The sequence below is a fragment of the Marinicella marina genome (assembly GCF_030065545.1).
Taxonomy (GTDB): Bacteria; Pseudomonadota; Gammaproteobacteria; order Xanthomonadales; family Marinicellaceae; genus Marinicella; species Marinicella marina.
Genome location: NZ_JASJNC010000002.1, coordinates 346158 through 366894 on the forward strand (window position 1 = coordinate 346158; position 20737 = coordinate 366894).

Genomic DNA, 20737 nt, shown 5'->3' on the forward strand with positions numbered 1-20737 from the left:
AACACATTTTTATCATTAATTGTGCTGTAAGTAATGGTGTCTTTTTGCCGCAAATAAAAGCAACACAAATACCAACAACAAACCCAATACAGATAAACTTGGAACGGGTCTGGCCACGCCCAATACCGGCGGTGATCCAGGTCCTGTGGTGAGGCTGTCGATGGCAATTAAGTTACCATTGAATGGATTTTGGCCCACGTCTTCAACAAAATAAACCAAAGCCAACCTGCCCGCCCCATTCACTGGCACATTGTATTCAGTCCACTCATTGGGATAGCCTAAGGGCAGTAGTTCAGGGTTGACTGTAAACAACGGAACAAAGTCACCAAAGTCAGAGCTACCGAAAGCCGCTTGATTAACATCGGAGACCACACAAGGACCGGTGTTGGTGCCTCCGGAGGCACTGTACGCCACCACCAAGCGATCTGGTGCGATGGAATTGGACTCTGTACGGGTGAAGAAATTCAGTTGTTCAACAAAACCAATGTCAGGCAAAACCACCCAATCACACAGCACGTTCCCTGCAGTTTGTCCCGCCCCGCCTAGCAAGTATGAATCATCAGGGCCTGCGTGAGCAGTAAAAACCGAGGCAAAACCTTGATTCCAAGATAAGTCGCCGATAAAGTCAGATTGGTTATCAAAAACCCAGCCCTCAGATGTGAGTTGATTGATGTCTTCAAAACCTTCGTTGAATTCACCAGCCAGGGCTGTGCCAAAAAAAGAGTCACCCAAAGTGAGTGACATCAAGAAAAGCAAGGTGTAGGTGTTCATTGATATTACCTCTGTGTTTAAAGTGTCACCAAGCTTAAGTAATGTGGGTGCAAAATCGCTAATGAATTAAGCTGAATAATTCTGACCAAATCTGATTCCAAGACAAGAATCTGTAAGCCAGTCATTCATTAAATCAGCACTGCAGCTGTCAGAGGGCCACAGTGCATGATGTTCAATAATCAGAGTTTTTATAAAAATTCAATCTGCCATGAGTTGATGTAACCGGTGTCTTGGTTATAAATATCCACCACTTTCAAACGCCAAGTGCCGTTGGCACTGATGCTGCCTTGGTTGGTGTTGATGGTTTCATTGAGGTTGTTGGTGCTGCCGCCGCTGGGGTTGCGTAAAGTGGTGATGGTGCCATTGGGGGCAATCAACTGCACCCTCAAATCGCCGCGGTAGGTGTGCACGATGTTGTAACTGATGGCCATGTTGCCAGCTTGTCCTGATAAGGTGGCATTGATGCTGCTGGTGGCACCTGCTGGATTGTTATCTGGGATGTTGACGTTGCTGCCATTGCTGAAGACGGTTTGTTGGGTGCTTGAATAATTGGCCACCAAGTTGACGCCACTGTAACTGGCATAAGCCCGCACCATCACATGATAGGTACCGGCTTGGATGTTACTGATGGTGCAGGTTTCGTTGTTGCCATTGAGCCACGGCCGACAGTCATAACTTGAGGTGGTAGGTTGTGATCCAAATTTGACATACAGGTCAGCATCGCCTGAACCTCCACTGATGGCAAAGTTCAACGAGTTGGCCCCAGCAGGCACCTCAAAGGTATAGAACTTTTGGTTGCTGGTGGATCCGGTCAGCCCGGTTTTGCTCACACCGTTACTAAGTGTATTGTCACCGCCACCAGGCAGGGTGACTGATGCGATCGCACTGTTAGCTGATTCGTTACCGGCGTTGTCATCAGCGGTGACATAATAATAGTAGGTGTTACCTGGACTTATGGCGGTGTCGGTGTAATTAGAAAAGGTGCGTAAGTTGGCATTCAAGGGATTGAAATTGTTGCTGTTGTTGACTGAGCGATAAACGGTGTAACCAGCCAAGTCTGTTTCATCATTGTTATACCAGTCGACATAGACTGAATTGTTGTTCACTGATGCAGTGAGGTTGGTCACAGCATCAGGTGGGGTGTTATCAATGCCGCCACCTTCACACACCAACTCAAACACACAGCGTACCCAGCCGGGGTTATCGATAAAGGGGTTGCGGTTGCCTTGGGCTGCTGCCACTGCTTCGTTGTGCTGATGCTCATAAATATCCACAGGATCATTCTGGTGCCACACCAACAGCACCGATAACAAGCCCATGTAGGCCACGGATTCGTTGTTACCGGTACTGGATGCGTTGATCAGTGATAGGTTGTCAGTCAAGCGCAAGTCAGGTTCACTGCTGCCGGTGACGCCATGGGTGCCACCTTCATAACGCACATCCATATAAAACATGGCACGAGCAATGTCGCCTTGACGTCCGGTCCACACATCCCAGATGCCGGTTTTGGTGAAGTTTGATTGGCCACTGCCACCGCGGTTGTTATTAACTTCAGTCGGTCGCTCACTGCAACCACTGCTACAGATATCATAGGGTTTGTTGCTGCGTGATGAGTTGTAGGAACTGTCAGCAATGAACAAATGGTGCATGTCGGTGTAAGGGTAGTTGCTGCTGCCATCATTCGGAAAACCATATGATTTGGGCCAAGAATGTTCGCGGTTGTAGTTATTATTGCCACCGCCGACTTTGTTGTTGGCTGAGTTTTTATAAATGGTGATGACTTGATTGGTGTTATCAACGTCTTCACCTGCCAGTTCCAACACATCCCAGGTGTCGGTGGCTGATGAAGTGTATGGAAATCGCGTGTGGTCATCAATGATGGCATGCAATGAATTTCGCAGGGCACTGGGTGATGATTCATCTACGCTGTTGTAATAATTAGGGTCAGCTTGTGCTGCGACTTGGTTGTGATTGAAAAACAGGCAGGCACAAAGCAGTGCGCCCACTGAGACATGGTGTTTGAACATGTATTACTCCCGATTTTTAGTTATGTTTCGATCAAGTAAAAAGAAATGGTCGATACGCAACTTATCAGGGTTTTGTGACCCGATGATGAAGCAAGCATGACAATTCTAAGAACTCATCTCATTCATCACTTCCTGGTGTCATCATCCGCACTTTTTTATCATTGTATTTATGGTGTCTTGATGATGTGCACAATCTGGTGCGGATTTATTATATAGGAGACAGTCGCAGTATTTTGCTACTGTTTCACAAAAAAACAGTATAAATGGCATTGTTATCCAACTAATTTTCATGCTATGTTTTAATCATTTTGAAATATTTTTTAAACAATGGAGAAAACTTATGAAATCATCTGATAGGACGCTGAAAAGAATGGTTGTGAATCAACTCATGGTGGTATTGAGTTGTTTAATGATTGTTGTTTTGCCAGCCGGTGCAATGAGTGAAAAGGACAGTTCTGCAGCTACTATTTATTTTCAGTCAATGGCTCAGCCTGCTTTAGTGACACATTGTTCTGAGGTATGGCCTCAACTTGAAGGGGTGTTCTCTATTGCTTTGGCGCGATGGCAAGACTCTAATAAAAAAATCGTCAAACGGGGTGAGAAAGTGACCGCTAAACAACTTTCATTAAAGGGCAAAGCGCTGAAGAAGAAAATGGAGCAAGAAGCAAAATCAATATTAGCAGAATCAAAAAGTCAATCATCAAAGCAACAACAGCAACAGTGTGCGGTCATCCTAGAAACATTGATCAGTGAAATTTAAGCATTTTCTCCAAAAGATCTATCGAATGAGTATAAGCCATATAATATTTATATATATTAGAAACATATTGTACGGTTTCTCTTCCAATAACTTCAGCGGCAATTAATTCAACGTGCCCAAACCACTTGTTAGGGTCTTTTCCATTTTCTGAGGCTTTGATCCTTAGTTGTCTGACCTTAGCCAAGTAGGGTGGGCTCTGCCCACCAAAAAGGGCGGTATTCGTTTTTTGACTTAACAACAGTTAAGACAGATTAACTATGGGTTTTATGGGCAAACCAGCAAGCTAATTATCGTCTTGGGCTGTTATTGATTGGTGGGCAGAGCCCACCCTACTTTATTGAGAAAGTTTTTGAGGCCGTTCATTGCGCGGAGCAAAAGTGCATTTTAATCAGGCTTCGACTTCACTTCGCCAGCTGAGATGAGGGTGCTTTTTGATTAATTCATTGGTTTTTTAACGCATCAACCAATTCTTGGAGTTTGTTTAGGTAGCCTGTTTGCATCGGATCCAGCCAAATGGCATCAGGTTCCTTGCGCAGCCAGGTCAGTTGGCGTTTGGCCAGTTGGCGGGTGGCGGCGATGCCTTTGAATATGAATTCATCCATGGTGGTCTTGCCCTCCAGGTGTTCCCAGGCTTGGCGGTAGCCCACCGAACGCATCGATGGCAGCTCATCATGGTTTCTAGGCTCTGCCATCAGAGTTTTCATTTCATCCAAAAAGCCCATTGCCAGCATTTGTTCAAAACGCATGGCGATGCGCTCATGCAGCACGCTGCGATCAGCGGGTGAAATGATGATTTTCAAAACATCATAATCCAGCTTTTGACCCGCATCCTGTGCATACAAAGTTGTCATGCTTTGGCCGGTCAACAGGTAAACCTCGTAGGCGCGGTTGATGCGTTGGGGATCATTTGGATGGATCCTGGCAGCGCTGTCTGGGTCAACTTCTGCCAGCAAGCCATGCACATGCTCCCACCCCAGTTCGTTGGCCATTTTTTGTATTTTTTCACGCACTTCTGGATCAGCTTGAGGTAACTGGGACAAACCGTTTTGCAGGGCGTTGTAATACAGCATGGTGCCACCAGCCAGCAATGGTAGGCGGCCGTTATCGATACTTTGTTGCATCAGGGCTTTGGCATCGCTACAAAAATTCGATGCCGAATAAGGCTGCCAGGTTTCACACACATCGACCAAGGCATGAGGGGCTTTTTCTAGGGTGGCTGCATCCGGCTTGGCGCTGCCAATGTCCATGCCCTTGTAGACCAAAGCAGAATCCACCGAGATGATGTCGGCTTGGTATTGGTCATGCAATAAAATGGCTGCATCAGTTTTACCTGCTGCTGTTGGACCCATTAGGAAGATGGCTTTAGGCAACCTCATCTTATTCTGAGTTTGTATTGATCCAGCGAATCATGGCGTTTTGCTTTAAAGAGTGGACCCTAACTGTAATCATCAAATGTATGACTAAAACACTTAGAAAGAGCTCAATGATACTTACATTGATTAGTTTTTCCGACAACGCTACTATTCCAATCAGAAACACAAAAATCAGTACTGTACGAATGATGCTTGCATATTTATCAATTCTACTGAAGTAGGTATTCATTTGTTCTTTAATCATATTATAAAGCTCATTGTCCTCTTAAGAACAATTTATCCAATTGTTTCATGTCTAATTGGGTCCAAGTGGGACGACCGTGATTACACTGGTCAGAGCGCAGGGTGCTTTCCATGTCTCGCAGCAAAGCATTCATCTCCATGATCGATAATTGGCGGTTAGCGCGCACCGAGCCATGACAGGCCATGGTCGACATGATCTCGTTGATTTGTGCTTCTATTTTTTGTGAAGACCCCAAGGCAACGATTTCTGATAAGACGTCTTTGATCAAGTTTTCAACATCGGCACCAGCCAACATCGCGGGTATTTTTCTGATGACCAGTGATTCTTCGCCCGTTATGCTGAGCTCAAACCCCAGTTGTTCGAACCATTGTTGTTGTGCTTCAACCGCACCGACCTCACGGGCCGAGACATTGATTTGAATCGGCACCAATAATTTCTGGTTCTTCAAAGCATCCTGAGCAAACTTTTCTTTCATGCGCTCATAAGTGATGCGTTCGTGTGCGGCATGCATGTCTACAATGATCAAGCCATGCTGGTTTTCAGCAACGATAAACACCCCGTGTATTTGGGCTTTGGCATAACCCAATGGCGGAATGTCTTGACCGCCTTCGGTATGTTCGGGCAGGTTGTTGCTCGGGTAGGCTGAGAGCTGATCGCTGGCACTGGCTGCTTGATTCAGGTAATCAAATCCAGCTCCGCCAGCAGCGCCACTGGACATGTTACTTGGCCATGATTGATTGAATGGCTGTGTGGATTGGTTACTGGGTTGGCTGGCTCCTGCACCACCCAAATTCATTCGGTGTTGCATTTGTGAATAATCGGGCAGCGGTTCATTGACCGTCGCTGACATTTCACCCACTCGGGTTTGTGCCAAGGATTGGTGAATGGAACCAAAAATAAAGTCATGCACCAATTTTGAGTCACGAAAACGCACCTCGTGTTTGGTCGGGTGTACATTGACATCGACCAGTTCGGGATCAATGTCCAAGTAGAGCACAAAGGCCGGAAAACGACCATGAAACAACACATCTTGGTAGGCCTGTCTGATGGCATGGCCCACCAGTTTGTCTTTGATCATGCGGCTGTTGATGTAGAAAAATTGACGGTCGGGTTGGGCTCGGTTCCATGATGGTTTGGCTACCCAGCCTGACATCTTTAAGTTGCCGCGCTGTTGTTCGATGAAAATGGCATTTTCAATGAAGTCTTTGCCGCACAGTTGATTGATGCGTTGATGGCGCAGTATTTCAGCATCACCACCTTGCGCATTGCGGATCATTTTACCGTTGTGGCTGAGTCGAAAAGTGACATCAAAACGCGACAAAGACACCCGCTTGATCAAATCATCGATGCGCAGGTATTCGGTTCGGTCGGTTTTTAAAAATCGTCTTCTGGCTGGCGTGTTAAAGAACAAATCTGAGACAATGATGGTGGTACCCACTGGATGAGCTGCTGGCATTGGGCCTTCAATTTCACCGCCGTGGGCGTTGACTTGGTAGGCCATATCAGCATCCATATGGCGTGAAATCATCTCAAAACGACTGACTGAGGCAATACTCGGTAGCGCTTCGCCACGAAAACCCATAGACAACAATGACTCCAAATCATCCAACGAATGAATCTTACTGGTGGCATGGCGTTGTAAGGCCATGGCCATGTCATCGTGGTTGATGCCGCTGCCATTGTCGGTGATTTTGATGCGTTTCTTGCCGCCAGTCTGTACGTCGATATCAATCACAGTGGCGCCGGCATCTAGGGCATTTTCGACCAATTCCTTGACCACCGAGGCCGGTCGCTCGACCACTTCGCCAGCGGCGATTTGATCAATCAGTTGATTGGGTAATTTTTTGATTTGCATGGCATCAATTTTAACATGGTTTATTCATCGGGTTGGATGGAAAACCGCTGACTTCATGTTCTGAGCCCAGAGGCTGGTTTATTGAATGTTCAGTGGGATGGTGAGGTTTTGTGTTTTACTGGCATGGCGCTTGAGGGCCTGGTAAAAAAGCCAAAGAATCACAGCACATGAGAGCAGCCAAATTAAAGCAAAAACCGGCTGTTTGTTGAAGCTAACAATTTGATAAAAACAACTGGCTATGAGGTAAGCGATGCCAGTTGAGTAAGTGGCTGAGAACAACGCCCATTGTTTGCCGGACTCCTTGGCTATGGTAGCAATCACGGTGACACAAGGAAAATACAACAGCACAAATAACAAGTAAGCATAAGCAGCAAAAGCATTAACAAATTTCTCTTGCAAGAGACCAAACAGCTGCGCCGAGACGCCTTGGTTCTCTGCCATGTTTTCCACTTCATCAACAGCAGCCAAAGACAGCCCCAACGGGTCAGTTAAGGCATCGGCCAAACCGGCGGCATTGTCTGGAATTGACTGTAATGCAGCGATCAGTTGTTCACCCATGGTGGCATCGTCCTCAACCAAGGACTTGGAGTAAATGGCATCCAATGAGCCCACCATCACCTCTTTGGCCAACAACCCAGTAAACAAACCAACCACAGCAGGCCAGTTTTCTTGTTCAATGCCCATCGGAGCAAATACCGGTGCGGCCAGTTGCGAACCAGCTGCCAACAGTGACTCATCCACATCGGTGTTGCCCCAGGTAAAATCACGGCCAACAGATGAGATGATTTGTAGGATCAAGACTATGATAATAATGATTTTGCCGGCATCGATCATAAAGCCACGCAACTTATACCAGGTTGATTTGAGGATGTAACGCAGGCCCGGAAAGCGCCATTGGGGTAATTCAATCAAAAATGGGTCAGGCTTGCCAGGCAAGATGGTTTTGCGTAACAACAAACCAGTGGCCACAGCCACCAAGATGCCGGTTAAATACAATGACAGCACAATCAAAGCGGCGTTTTCAGTGAAAAATGCGGCCACAAACAAAGCATAAACTGACAAGCGAGCGCCACATGACATGAAAGGGGCCATCATGGTGGTGATGATGCGCTCGTCTTTCTTAGCCAACTGACGGGTGGCCATCACAGCGGGAACGTTGCAGCCAAAACTGACTATCAAGGGCACAAAGGCTTTACCTGAAAGACCAATTTTCTGTAGCCAATTGTTCATCACGAAAGCCGCCCTGACCATGTAGCCAGACTCTTCTAACAAGGTTAAAAATAAAAACAAAAAGCCAATGACCGGTATAAAGGTGGCCACGGTTTGAATGCCTGCGCCGATGCCATCGGCCATGACCACTGTTAGCCAAGCAGGCGCTTGGATTGTGGCCAGCAACTGGCTGGTGCCATCAATGAACAGGGCGCCGGTGGCGATGTCAAAAAAGTCGACAAATACACTGGCCACATTGGTGGCAAAAAAGAACATCAAGTACATGACGAACAAGAAAGACAGGCTGCCGGTTAATGGGCTGGTGAGCCATCGATCTACTCGACTGAAACTTGTTTTGTTCCGATCGACCGTTGGCATTGGTGTGTGTGTGGTAACGGCATTGGCCATGTCCATGGCTAGCTTGAAACGGGCATCAAAAATGGCCTTGTTTTCACTGCTGACACCGTCTGTTGACTTGATGGCTTGTTTGTTGGCTTCATCACTGGGGTTTGCATGGGACAAGTCAGTGTGTTGGCGTTCAGCTGCAGATGAGTCTGCCAAGGCCGCTACAATGGCATCAATCAGTTCTGTCAGGCCTTGTTGGTGGATGGCTGTGGTGCTAATCACTGCACAGCCAGTCAGTGACTTCAGTTTTTCGACATCAAGCGCTTTGCCGCTGGCAGCCCGCTCGTCATCCATGTTCAGCACCAAAATGGTGGGTACATTGAGTTCCAATACTTCAGTGGTTAAGAATAATCCACGTTCTAGGTTGTTGGCATTCAATACATTGACAAAAACATCAATGTCATTGTTCTTGATGGCTTGCTTGGCCACCAGCTCGTCTTGTGACAGATCGGTCAATGACAAACCGTAGATGCCCGGCAAATCCACCAGCATGAATTCGGTGTGCTTGTGCAATAATTTGGCTTTGGATTCACTGACAGTAACGCCTGCCCAGTTGCCGGTTTTTTTGTTTTGTCCGGCCAGTGCGTTGAATAAGGTGGTTTTGCCGCTGTTGGGATTGCCAATCAGGGCTACTCTGGTGTGATTGATCACTGTGCCGACAAGTTAATTAATTGAAACTGAAATGGTGTTAATTAAATCTGCACCCATGGCAATGTGTCCAAATGATGTTTTAATTACTGCACCATGCTTGTACAGCGCAACCAGCTCAATCACCATGCCCAGCCCCAAACCCATAAGGGCTAATTTTTGACGCAATGTGTCTGAACATGTGTTGTCACAAATTTGATAGGTTTTGCCGGTTTTGGCTTGTGATAATTGTAATGAAATTTCTGGTGTTGCTGTCATGGCTGGCTTAAATCTAAACGATAATGGTTCTCATTATTGAGCATTGTTACAGGATAAGCAAGCGCCCAAGCATTTTTGTGGCTGAAGTTTGATATAAATCAAAGTGTATTGTTTCGATTTTTTCTAAGAAATGACGAACAAGCGAGAAACGGGCTTTATTTGATTGGTTTACTCACCAGCAATTTGATAAAATCGACGGTTTATTTTGACTGGAATCATTGATGATTGGACACATTCAGGAATTGATCGAAAATGCTTTGGAACATTTACAAGCCAAAGGCGAATTCAATTTAGACCAAACCCCAACAATCAACATAGAAAGAACCCGCAGCAAAGACCACGGCGATTATGCATCTAACGTGGCGATGATGTTGGCCAAGCCGCTGAAAATGAACCCGCGAGCAATTGCCGAGAAAATCATCGCAGAATTAACCGATACCAGCCACGTCAGTAAAGTTGAGATAGCCGGTCCAGGCTTCATTAATTTTTATTTGACCGATGCCTGTCGTTTGCAAGTGATCAAAAAAATCCTTAAACAAAAACATGATTTTGGTAACCAGGAACTGGGTGCGGAGCATAAAATCACGGTTGAATTTGTTTCTGCCAACCCCACGGGCCCATTGCACGTTGGGCATGGGCGCGGTGCTGCTTTTGGTTCCAGTTTGTGTAATGTTTTGAAAAAGGTCGGTTACGATGTGCATGCCGAATACTACGTCAACGACCACGGTCGCCAGATGGACATTTTGGCGATGTCAGTTTGGTTGCGTTATTTGGAACTTTGTGGCGAACAAATCACCTTCCCGGTGAACGGCTACAAAGGCGAATACATCGTAGATATTGCGCGCAAAGTGCGACAAAAATTCGGTGATGATTTTCGCCATGGTCAGGTCGAAGTCTTTGCCCAAGTCAGTCCAGATGAAACTGAAGGCGGTGACAAGGAACTGCATGTGGATGATTTGGTGCTCAATGCCAAAGACATTCTGGGTAAAGGCTACGCCAAAATTTTCAAGATTGCTTTGAAAACCATTCTTACAGGTATCGAAGATGATTTAGAAGAATTTGCGGTGTTTTATGACGAATGGTTTTCGGAAAAATCGTTGCATGAAGGTGACACCATCGAACGGGCCTTAGCCATACTGGAAAAAGGTGGTCACTTGTACAAAAAGGACGGCGCCCTGTGGTTCAACGCCACCCATTTTGGTGATGAAAAAGACCGCGTGGTGATGCGAGAAAATGGCCTGAAAACCTATTTCGCCTCCGATGTGGCCTACCTGTTGAATAAATTTGAGCGCGGTTTTGAAAAATCGGTTTATGTTTTTGGCGCCGATCATCACGGCTACATCCCGCGTTTAAAAGCGGCGACCAAGGCATTGGGTTTTGATGCCGATAAAATTGAAATCCTGTTGGTGCAGTTTGCGCACTTGTTTAAGGGTGGTGAAAAGCTAAAAATGTCGACCCGTTCGGGAGAGTTTGTGACTTTGCGTGAGTTGGTGGATGAAGTGGGTTGTGATGCGGCGCGTTTCTTTTATGTGATGCGCTCGCACGAGCAGCATTTGGATTTTGATATGGACCTAGCCAAGTCTCAATCCAATGACAACCCGGTTTATTACATCCAGTATGCCCATGCGCGCATTTGTAGCATCATCCGCAAGTTGGAAGAACAGAACATGACTCACAACATCGAAATTGGTCATGTCTCATTGGAGTTGTTGGTGGAAGAGCAGGAGCATGATTTGATCAAAGCCCTGTCGCAATACCCTGAAGTGGTAGAGAAAGCTGCGGTAAATTTCTCTGTACACAGCATCGCCAACTACTTGCGTGAGTTGGCACAGCTGTTCCACAGCTATTACAACGCCCATCAGGTGCAGATTGATAACGAAAATTTACGCAATGCGCGGTTAAACTTATGTTTAGCGACGCGTTATGTGTTGGCTGATGGCTTGGCCCTGCTGGGTTCGTCGGCGCCACAAGAAATGCGCGCGGAGGATAAGCCAGAATTATGACCAAGAAAAAAGCAGTGCGTAAAACCACCAAACGCAAAACCACCCGCAAAGCCGGACACAAAAGGCCCATACCCGGTTGGATTATTCTGATGAGTGGGGTTTTATCGGGGTTGTTGTTGGCGGTTTTTATTTACGTCAAAGGCTGGGTGCCTGAACCCATCCAAAACACCCAAACACCGGTACCCGGAGTGACTGAAGAGGTGGTCCAGCCGGTTGAAGATGTCAGTGAAAATTTAAGTAAACGCAAACCTGATTATGATTTTTACTCGGTGTTACCTGAAATGGAAGTGGTGATTCCAAAAGAAGAATTGGCACAAGAAGCAGCCAGAAACAGCAAAGAATACAGCTACATCCTGCAAGTGGGCTCATTCAAACAGTTATCAGACGCTGAAGAACTCAAAGCACGCATTGCATTTTCAGGTCAAATTGCATACATCCAAGCCATCGATGTCAACGGCACCCAATACCACCGGGTTCGAGTGGGACCGTTCGATTCCAGCCGCGAGGCCGATAAACAAAAAAGACAATTAGAGCAGGGCGGTCACAAGCCGCTGGTGCTGAAAGAAACCAAATCATAGGTGAACACATGAAACATCTGACCATTCTTATTATCCTAACCGCACTGATTGGCAGCCAAGCGCATGCCCAAAAAGGCGCTACTTACCAGTTACCTGCCATTGATGTGGTGGCTGAGAAGGCTGCCGAAGTATCAGCCAAAGGGCCAGTTCCCTATGGCATCAGTACTCAAATTGATGATCTGAAAATGCAACAGGGTGAAATCAAACAAGGCACTTGGGTGAAAACAGCATCCAATGAATGGCAATGGAGATTGTCGGTGAGTGCTGAAAATGCCACCAGTTTAGATTTTGGCTTCAAAAATTTCTATTTGCCACCCTCTGCTGAATTGGTGATTGTCAGTGCGGATAAACAAGTGATGAAAGGTCCATACGATGGTTCTGTGAACCAAAAGCATGGCTATTTTTGGCCGGGAACAATACCTGGAAGCGGTGCAGAGATTACTATCACTGTGGCAGAACAATTCAAAAAGTATTTAAATTTTGACTTGTATGACATTCCTCGCGGTTACTTTCGTTTTTGGGAGCAGCCCACAACAGAAAAAAGCTTGGCATGCAATATCGATGTCAATTGTGAAGCCGGCGACCCATGGGAAAATCAAATTAATTCTGTGGCCAGGTATACTTTCACATCAAATAACCGTACCTTCTTTTGTTCAGGTCAATTAATCAATAACACGGCTAATGATGGCACACCTTATTTTTTATCAGGTAATCATTGTGGGTTCGAGGACGCCTCGAATACCAATCAAAAAGAAGCCATTGCAGCCTCGATGAATTTTTGGTGGAACTACCAATCTCGAACCTGCAGAACACCTGGTTCGGGACAAAGTGGTGTAACAATATCCACAGCTGGGTTCAATGACACCCAATCAGGCGCCACATACATTGCCAATAATGCTGCCAGTGATTTTGTTTTGGTCAGATTGAACCAGTCTCCTGATTCAAGTTTCGGTACAGAGTTGACCGGTTGGGACAGGCGTGCCTCAGTTCCAGACAGTGCTTTCTCAATTCATCACCCCAGAGGTCACGCCAAAAGAATCGCTTTTGAAAACTCACCACTGAGTTTAATTTCTCCCACACCAGGTGTCAGTAACACGCACCTACAAGTATTTGAGTGGGATGAGGGTTTGACTGAACAAGGGTCTTCAGGTGGCGGATTGTGGACCAATGAAGGCCTGTTGGTTGGACAGCTGCACTTTGGAACTTTGGCTCAAGTTTGCACCGATACTGTTACTGATGGTTATGGTCGCTTTTTCACCTCATGGGATTTAGGGAATAACCCGCAATCCAGATTGAAAGAATGGCTGGATCCCATCAACACTGGCCAAGAAACTTTACAAGGCACCGGTGGCTGCGAGGCCCCCGCAGTAGATATCGTCAATGATTCTTCTAACCAAGTGGGTGATTTGTTGACTTTCAGTGCCTTGGTCAGTGGCGGTGCCGGTGGCTATGAATATGCTTGGGAAATCAATGCAGATGAGGGCATTGATGGCCGTGATGATGACATCCAAGCCCGCTACAACCAAGAATACGTTGGAAACATTGTTTTGAACGTTACCGACTCGGCTGGCTGTGTGGGATCAGCATCGAAAGCCGTGGTGGTGGCCAGCCCCGATGTCCAAATCAATAATACAGGCGTACTGAATGACCAGCTGTTTCAAGCCTGCGGTAACAACGATGGCGTGATTGATCCAGGCGAGCGTTGGTCGGTGGCCCTGAGTGCCACCAACAGCGGTGCCTTCACTGCCAACAAAGCCTATTTGGCACTGGGTAAAAACCGCAACAGTTTCGACAGTGACATCGGTGATGATTATGGCAACCAGGCGGCCAGTTGTGAGCGTTTGTTTATTGACATAGAAAACACCGGCACGTTGAAAACTTGGGACTCAGCAGGGTTTCAGGGTTTCGGGGCAGATGATGAGGGTTCTGCCTTGATTCAGTTGGATACCGGTTTTGACCACTATGGTCAAAACATCACCCAACTGCGTGCTTCGACCAACGGTTATTTCAGCACCAGTGCAGATGCCATTGGTGACGATTTCAGTAATGACTGCCCATTACCGGATGCGCCCGATAGAGACACCGCAGGTGCGCGCATTGCGCCCATGCACACTGACTTGTTAGGCTCAGCGTTTTACCACCAATCATTCGCATCATGCCCAAGGGCTGCTGAGACTGGTGTGGATTTGGCTTGTGAAGTGTTTCTGTGGAAAGGTGCTGATTATTACAGCAGTACAGATTCAACTGTTGAGGATGTTGATGTTCAAGCGATTCTTTATCCTGCTACCTCGCAATGGGTGTATCAATACGGAGGCAGTGATTTAGATGCCGGTCGTTCAACCACCGGCATGCAAAATGCATCTGGTACAGATGGCTTTTCTTATGCTTGTAACACCGCCGGCAGCATCAACACCAACGAGGCCGTTTGTGTGTTCAATAAAAATGCCCAGCCTGAGTCTGCCAGTGCCGATTTTGTTGTGTTAGAAACGCCCTTGTTAGACCTAGGTAATGTGGCGCCGTCGCAAACGGCCAATGCCACCCTGACTTTCGCCATTGGTGAGGATGCCAGTTGTGGTGCCAGCTTTGCGATTAACCACGAAGCCAGCGTCTTTGACCAAGGTTTTAACCCGGGAGCCAATAACATCATCAGCCGCAGTATCGGTGATGGTGGCAGTTGTGATGTGGTGACCAGTTGTGGTGTAGGCGCCGCCCAACCTATAAGTAATGAGACCAACACCATCACCCCGCGTCAAGGTTTGTGGTGGAATCCAGACCGCGATGGCAATGGCTTTGATTTGTATACCATTGCCCGCAACAGCCTGGCTTATTTTTTCTATACTGGACAAGCTGACGGTGAACCTATTTGGTATTTAGCCAATGACAATGATTCAGAACACAACCAGTATTACAACAACATCACCACCACCAATTACCCTGGGGGCTTTGGTGTGGGTGCGGCAAATCTATCGACGGTTGGTTGGTCAAACACCACATTCATTGATGACTCCACAGCCATCATGGTGCGTGAAATTGATGGAAAACTCAGTGCTGAAAAACAGTTCTTTTTCCAATATGGACCGAATGAAACACCCAGAATGCACACCGGACCGTATTTCACCCCCAGTGAAAACGGTTGGGGACATTCCATTGGTACCTTAGGTAATGCCCGCGTTGCCATTTCCTTTATCTATGACAATAACGGCAATCCGTACTGGACCATCGGTAACGGTCCCAATGATGATTCGGCATTCAATGTGTTCTACAACAATACCTTCTGTCCATCTTGTCCAAAAACAGGTACCAGTCCACAAGTGGTTGGTGAAATTCAAATGACTTTGAATGGTCAGCGCGATGGCACATTGGTTAAATACAATGTTGATGCTGAAAATGTGGATTGGGATAAATCAAACTTGCCGTTACAAATTATTTTGGTACCAGAACAAGAGTAAGCTCTTTTAGTTGCCAGATAATTAGTGATGCGTTGAGCAGCCAATCCGCATGGACTGGCTGCTTTTTTTATGTTGAGTTCTTATCAATCTTCGGCTCGATAGGGCCTGGAGTCATCTGCCTGAATACTGAAGCGGCGGTAGGTCCATTGGTATTGGCTGGGGTTGATTCGAACCATCTCAGCGATGGATTGGTTCATGCTGTTAACTGAGGCTTCTAATTCACCATAAATCTCTGGTGAGGCGACTTTGAAATGTAAATCAAACCCTTTTCCATCGGCCAAACGTTCGGCCACAGCAAAAATGACTGGTGTTTTGGTTTTCATCGCAATCTTTGAGAACAGGGTCATGGTATAGGCCGACTGCCCCATGAAAGGTGAGAACACACCTTGACCGTTTTTGGGTTGTTGGTCAGGCAGGATGGCCAGGATGTGGTTTTGTTTCAATACTTTAAACACCTGTCTAACGCCTTTGGCGTTGGCTGTGATTTGGTTGGCACCGCCTTGGCCGCGGTTTTTTAATAGCTGTTGTTCAATTTTTTTATCATCAGGTGGCTTATAAAGGAACGAGAAGCCATCGTAGCGAGATAGCCACAGGTTCAATACTTCCCAGTTACCAAAGTGCGGTACAGCCAACAACAACCCTTGCTGTTGTGCTAAGGCCTGTTCAAGCACCTCCAAACCATGAAAATCAACGATTAAATCATCTATTCGGCCGGCGTATTTTCGCCAAATCACACCCAATTCCAACATCGACTTGATGGTTTCTGTCAACCCCGCTTGGGCCAGTTGTTGCTGTTCTTCTTCACTCAGTTTAGGGTAACAGCACTTGATGTTGGTGGTGGTGATGCGCCGCTGCTTTTCCGACCAGCGCCAGACCAAGCGGCTCATGAATGCGGCCCATTTATGGGCTGTTTTCAAGGAGAGCTTACTGCTGAACCAAATGATGAATTGGAATAAAAATGCTCGCATGGGTGTATTCTAAACCAAAAACCAAAAGCTCGATTGATAAAACACAGGCAAAACTCAGATTAAAATAGGACAAAAAAAACCGCCAACTCAACAAGTTGGCGGTTAATTTACGAAGGCCCCAAACACAGAACCTTCTATTCCTTATTCCCGAGTATGGTACTCCTGTACCTGATTGTTTCTCCCTGTAAACAACCATTGAATCAGTTCCTGATTCATCCATTAGCTCCTTTTGGGCCTACTGACCTGAGTCTGTCCAAAAACTCAATCCATGCGTCAATTATGTCGCTTTGAATGGGTTTTGGCAGTCCATAGATTCTGAAGCGCTTGTAAGAAATTTCCTACAAGTACTTTTCGTAGATTGAAAGTTGTGTGTTTTTGATTGGCCATCCTTGGCCTCATTAATCAGGATTTGCTTTTGGGTGATTCGGGTTTTTTTGATGTCCCTTGGTTGTCCTTTTGGGGCTTTTTGGTTTTGAAATCGGTTTCATACCAACCTGTGCCCTTGAGTCTGAAGCCAGCGGCGGAGATTTTTTTGCTGAGCGCAGGGTGATCACAAGCCGGACAATCTTTCAGCGGGTCATCAGACATGCGTTGTAGTTTTTCCATTTCATGGCCACAGTCTTGGCATTGGTATTCGTAAATTGGCATGGTTTTCCTCTTGATTCTGATTCAACGAAAAAGGGTGTCAACTCAACACCCTTTGTTGTCACTTTAAACTGCAACTGTTAGTGGGGCTGGCTGGCAGTAAATTCAAGTTGATCATCAACTAAATTCACTTCAATCACGCTGCCAGGTGGAAATGTTCCAGCCAGTAATTTGGATGCCAACGGATTCTCCAGCTCATCTTGAATCGCGCGTTTCAATGGCCTTGCGCCATATACAGGATCAAAACCGACACTGCCCAAGAAATCTAAGGCGTCTTGACTGATGTTCAAGCCCAAATCACGAGTGGCCAAACGTTTCTGCACTTTCTTGATTTGGATCTTGGCAATCAAGCGTATGTGTTCTTGTTTCAAAGGGTGGAACACCACGATGTCATCCACACGGTTGATGAATTCAGGTCTGAAGTGGCCGCCGACCACAGTCATCACTGAATCTTTGATCTCTTTATAGGGTTCATTGATCTTTTCTTGAATGATGTCAGAGCCTAAGTTCGAGGTCATGATGATGACGGTATTTTTAAAGTCAACGGTGCGGCCTTGGCCATCAGTCAAACGACCATCATCCAATACCTGTAACAGCACATTGAAGACATCGGGGTGGGCTTTTTCAACCTCATCCAACAAAATCAAAGAATAGGGTTTGCGTCTGACTGCCTCGGTCAAGTAGCCGCCTTGATCGTAGCCAACATAACCCGGAGGCGCGCCAATCAAACGTGCCACCGAATGTTTTTCCATGAACTCAGACATGTCCAATCGAATGATCGAATCTTCGGTATCAAACATGAATTCAGCCAACGCTTTACACAGCTCGGTTTTACCGACACCGGTGGGGCCGAGGAACATGAATGAACCAATTGGGCGGTTGGGATCGGCCAAACCGGAGCGTGAGCGACGAATGGCATCAGCCACTGAAGTCACAGCCTCTTCTTGGCCGATCAGGCGTTTGTGAATGGCGGCTTCCATCTGTAGCAGTTTTTCTTTTTCACCTGCCATCATCTTGGTTACTGGAATGCCGGTCCACATCGAAACAATCTCAGCAATCTCAGCTTCAGTGACTTTGTTGCGCAATAACTTGAACTGACTCATGTCTACTTCAGTGGCTTGGGATATCTGTTTTTCCAGTTCGGGTATTTTGCCGTACTGCAATTCAGACATTTTGGCCAAATCACCTTGTCTTTGCGCCACTTCGAAAGCCGCCTTGGCTTCCTCAAGCTCTTCTTTCAAATGTGTGGTGCCTTGTACCGCGGCTTTTTCGCTGTTCCAAATTTCTTCCAGATCAGAATACTCACGTTCCATGGTCTTGATGCTTTCTTCCAACTCCGCTTGGCGTTTTTTTGAGGCTTTGTCTTTTTCCCGCAACAGACTTTCACGTTCCATTTTTAATTGAATCAACTTGCGATCCAGTTTATCCAACTTGTCAGGTTTAGAGTCAATCTCCATGCGAATGCGAGAGGCCGCCTCATCCATCAAATCAATCGCTTTATCGGGTAAATTACGATCGGTGATGTAGCGGTGAGAGAGAGTGGCTGCTGCGATGATTGCTGGGTCAGTAATTTCAACCGCATGATGCACTTCATAGCGTTCATTCAAGCCACGCAGGATGGCAATGGTGTCCTCCACTGAAGGTTCATCCACCAAAACTTTTTGGAACCGGCGTTCAAGCGCTTTGTCCTTCTCGATGTGTGAACGGTATTCATCTAAAGTGGTGGCGCCAATACAATGTAACTCGCCGCGTGCCAGCGCCGGTTTCAACATGTTACCCGCGTCCATGGCACCCTCTGCAGCGCCAGCCCCAACCATGGTGTGTAACTCATCAATGAATAAAATTACTTGGCCTTCTTGTTTACTCAAATCATTCAACAGGGATTTCAAGCGTTCTTCAAATTCGCCGCGGTATTTCGCTCCTGCAATCAGCGCGCCTAAATCCAGCGATAATAATTTCTTGCCTTTGACACCCTCGGGTACTTCATTATTGACAATGCGTTGGGCCAGACCTTCAACAATCGCAGTTTTACCGACACCGGGTTCACCAATGATGACTGGGTTGTTTTTGGTACGGCGTTGCAGGATTTGAATGGTGCGCCTGATTTCTGCATCACGACCGATGATGGGGTCCATTTTCGATTGGGCCGCGCGCGCAGTTAAATCTACCGTGTACTTTTCCAGAGCCTGACGGTTTTCTTCTGCACCAGCATCATCAACAGTTGAATCACCACGGACTTCATCAATGGCCTTTTCCAGTGAGTCACGGCGCGCCCCAGCTTTCTTCAGCAGTTGTGCGGTGGTGTCGCTGGAGTCCATCAAAGCCAAAGCGAACAGTTCGCTGGCGATGTATTGGTCGTCGCGTTTCTGAGCGATTTTATCGGCTAAATTAAGCACTTTGACCAAGTTATTCGATAGGTTCACTTGACCGGTGTTGTTAGCAATCACTGGCATCAACTCGATGGTCTCATGCACACTGTTGCGCAGTTGACCGACGTTGACCCCGGATTTCATCAAAACATGTTTGATGGATGAGTGTTCTTGGTCCAACAAAGCGGCTAATACATGCGCCGATTCAATCATGTTGTGGTCTTTACCGACCGCGATTGATTGGGCTTCGTTTATGGCTTGTTGGAAATTGGTTGTTAGTTTATTAAAGTTCATGATTTCCAATTAAATATTTCAGTTGCCAAAGAGATGGGGATGGTTGAGGATTTTTTCAAACCCGCCGATTCACCATGCCAAGGCAAACTTGATATGGGTCAAAAGATTAACAAATTTGATAACAACTGATGAATGATTGTATTGAGTTTAAATATTCAGGCTCAAGGTCTAAGTCATTGTGTCCTGCTTCGATATTAACCACTGCGGTGTTTTCGGCATTCAAGGCTCTGATCAATCGTGTGCTGTGTTGTGCCGGGATGACACGGTCTTGGGTGGCAGTGATGATCAGTGTTTCGGCTTTGATTTGATCGGCGCGTGAAATTGAATCGAAATGATCATGCAGCAGCCATTGAATCGGAAACACAGGTAATAAGTTTTGGACCACTGCAGCGATGCTGTCAAATGGCGTGACTAATACCAATTGATCAATGGGTCTTTGACTGGCCAAATAAGTGGCCACACCAGAGCCTAAGGAACGACCAATCACAGTGACTGTCTTGGGTTCGGTTCTCATGATGGCCGCATAAAGATTGATGGCATCTTGGTACAAAACAGACTCACTGGCTTGCCTAGTGGATTCACCATACCCGCGGTATTGCAGCAGGTAAGTGGTGTGATTGGGAAAAGCCTGCTCAAAGTCGGCAGCAGTGTAGGCCACTTGTTCAGCATTACCACCGAAGTAAATGATGACATCGGTTTGATTGGGGTGGATAACAAGGCTCTGAATTGAGGCCTCAGGTAGTTTCAATGTCAGCGTCTCATAGCGATGGTTCACTGGCGCTGTGGGTTGGTAAATCACCGATCTTTGCAAAAAATACAACCCCAGACCAGTCAGTAAGTAAATGCTCAGTACCAGGCGCAACAATTTAAACAGTTTCATG

Annotated in this window: 14 protein-coding genes; 4 read left to right on the top strand and 10 right to left on the bottom strand. The window is 46.5% G+C overall.

Going from position 1 to position 20737, the window contains the following annotated elements; all coding sequences use genetic code 11:
- Nucleotides 1-15: 15 nt before the first annotated feature.
- Together QNI24_RS04230 and QNI24_RS04235 are read right to left on the bottom strand one after the other, a co-directional pair.
- Complete coding sequence (locus QNI24_RS04230) at nt 16-771, bottom strand: choice-of-anchor J domain-containing protein (RefSeq protein ID WP_267175038.1); 756 nt, start codon at nt 769-771, stop codon at nt 16-18.
- 188 nt (nt 772-959) lie between these two features.
- Complete coding sequence (locus QNI24_RS04235) at nt 960-2798, bottom strand: endonuclease (RefSeq protein WP_267175039.1); 1839 nt, start codon at nt 2796-2798, stop codon at nt 960-962.
- A 340-nt stretch (nt 2799-3138) separates the two neighbouring features.
- Between QNI24_RS04235 and QNI24_RS04240 the strand changes: the two genes are divergently transcribed.
- Nucleotides 3139-3558: a hypothetical protein gene (locus QNI24_RS04240; RefSeq protein WP_283708502.1), complete on the top strand. Its 420-nt coding sequence runs from the start codon at nt 3139-3141 to the stop codon at nt 3556-3558.
- Nucleotides 3559-3998: 440 nt separating this feature from the next.
- Here the strand turns inward: QNI24_RS04240 and miaA are convergent, their stop codons facing one another.
- From miaA to QNI24_RS04260, 4 genes are all read right to left on the bottom strand, one after another.
- Nucleotides 3999-4934, bottom strand: a complete 936-nt coding sequence (gene miaA / locus QNI24_RS04245; protein ID WP_267175041.1) for a tRNA (adenosine(37)-N6)-dimethylallyltransferase MiaA — start codon at nt 4932-4934, stop codon at nt 3999-4001.
- Between the two features lie 251 nt (nt 4935-5185).
- On the bottom strand, nt 5186-7030 hold the full coding sequence (gene mutL / locus QNI24_RS04250; RefSeq protein WP_267175042.1) for a DNA mismatch repair endonuclease MutL: 1845 nt from the start codon (nt 7028-7030) through the stop codon (nt 5186-5188).
- Between the two features lie 78 nt (nt 7031-7108).
- Nucleotides 7109-9295, bottom strand: a complete 2187-nt coding sequence (gene feoB / locus QNI24_RS04255; RefSeq protein ID WP_267175043.1) for a ferrous iron transport protein B — start codon at nt 9293-9295, stop codon at nt 7109-7111.
- Nucleotides 9296-9307: 12 nt separating this feature from the next.
- Nucleotides 9308-9550: a ferrous iron transport protein A gene (locus tag QNI24_RS04260; protein WP_267175044.1), complete on the bottom strand. Its 243-nt coding sequence runs from the start codon at nt 9548-9550 to the stop codon at nt 9308-9310.
- Nucleotides 9551-9771: 221 nt separating this feature from the next.
- Between QNI24_RS04260 and argS the strand changes: the two genes are divergently transcribed.
- From argS to QNI24_RS04275, 3 genes are read left to right on the top strand one after another with little or no spacing between them, the layout of a single operon-like run.
- Nucleotides 9772-11553, top strand: a complete 1782-nt coding sequence (gene argS, locus QNI24_RS04265; protein ID WP_267175045.1) for an arginine--tRNA ligase — start codon at nt 9772-9774, stop codon at nt 11551-11553.
- Complete coding sequence (locus QNI24_RS04270; protein ID WP_267175046.1) at nt 11550-12131, top strand: SPOR domain-containing protein; 582 nt, start codon at nt 11550-11552, stop codon at nt 12129-12131. Before argS ends, QNI24_RS04270 begins: the two co-directional genes overlap by 4 nt.
- Nucleotides 12132-12139: 8 nt before the next feature.
- Nucleotides 12140-15580 carry a hypothetical protein gene (locus QNI24_RS04275; RefSeq protein ID WP_267175047.1) on the top strand — a complete coding sequence of 1147 codons (3441 nt, stop codon included), beginning with the start codon at nt 12140-12142 and terminating at the stop codon, nt 15578-15580.
- Between the two features lie 83 nt (nt 15581-15663).
- Here QNI24_RS04275 and QNI24_RS04280 read toward each other — a convergent pair whose 3' ends face one another.
- The 4 genes from QNI24_RS04280 to QNI24_RS04295 form a co-directional block, all read right to left on the bottom strand.
- Complete coding sequence (locus QNI24_RS04280; protein WP_267175048.1) at nt 15664-16548, bottom strand: lysophospholipid acyltransferase family protein; 885 nt, start codon at nt 16546-16548, stop codon at nt 15664-15666.
- Nucleotides 16549-16950: 402 nt separating this feature from the next.
- The gene (locus QNI24_RS04285) at nt 16951-17196 is read right to left on the bottom strand and encodes an FmdB family zinc ribbon protein (protein WP_267175049.1); all 246 of its coding nucleotides are present in this window, start codon (nt 17194-17196) and stop codon (nt 16951-16953) included.
- Nucleotides 17197-17273: 77 nt separating this feature from the next.
- Nucleotides 17274-19856 carry an ATP-dependent chaperone ClpB gene (gene clpB, locus QNI24_RS04290; RefSeq protein ID WP_267175050.1) on the bottom strand — a complete coding sequence of 861 codons (2583 nt, stop codon included), beginning with the start codon at nt 19854-19856 and terminating at the stop codon, nt 17274-17276.
- A 106-nt stretch (nt 19857-19962) separates the two neighbouring features.
- Complete coding sequence (locus QNI24_RS04295) at nt 19963-20736, bottom strand: alpha/beta hydrolase (protein WP_267175051.1); 774 nt, start codon at nt 20734-20736, stop codon at nt 19963-19965.
- Nucleotide 20737: the final 1 nt, after the last annotated feature.

Coding starts and splice junctions, on each gene's coding strand:
- QNI24_RS04230 (WP_267175038.1), bottom strand. CDS start 771: ATGAACACCTACACCTTGCTTTTCTTGATGTCACTCACTTTGGGTGAC.
- QNI24_RS04235 (WP_267175039.1), bottom strand. CDS start 2,798: ATGTTCAAACACCATGTCTCAGTGGGCGCACTGCTTTGTGCCTGCCTG.
- QNI24_RS04240 (WP_283708502.1), top strand. CDS start 3,139: ATGAAATCATCTGATAGGACGCTGAAAAGAATGGTTGTGAATCAACTC.
- miaA (WP_267175041.1), bottom strand. CDS start 4,934: ATGAGGTTGCCTAAAGCCATCTTCCTAATGGGTCCAACAGCAGCAGGT.
- mutL (WP_267175042.1), bottom strand. CDS start 7,030: ATGCAAATCAAAAAATTACCCAATCAACTGATTGATCAAATCGCCGCT.
- QNI24_RS04260 (WP_267175044.1), bottom strand. CDS start 9,550: ATGACAGCAACACCAGAAATTTCATTACAATTATCACAAGCCAAAACC.
- argS (WP_267175045.1), top strand. CDS start 9,772: ATGATTGGACACATTCAGGAATTGATCGAAAATGCTTTGGAACATTTA.
- QNI24_RS04270 (WP_267175046.1), top strand. CDS start 11,550: ATGACCAAGAAAAAAGCAGTGCGTAAAACCACCAAACGCAAAACCACC.
- QNI24_RS04275 (WP_267175047.1), top strand. CDS start 12,140: ATGAAACATCTGACCATTCTTATTATCCTAACCGCACTGATTGGCAGC.
- QNI24_RS04280 (WP_267175048.1), bottom strand. CDS start 16,548: ATGCGAGCATTTTTATTCCAATTCATCATTTGGTTCAGCAGTAAGCTC.
- QNI24_RS04285 (WP_267175049.1), bottom strand. CDS start 17,196: ATGCCAATTTACGAATACCAATGCCAAGACTGTGGCCATGAAATGGAA.
- clpB (WP_267175050.1), bottom strand. CDS start 19,856: ATGAACTTTAATAAACTAACAACCAATTTCCAACAAGCCATAAACGAA.
- QNI24_RS04295 (WP_267175051.1), bottom strand. CDS start 20,736: ATGAAACTGTTTAAATTGTTGCGCCTGGTACTGAGCATTTACTTACTG.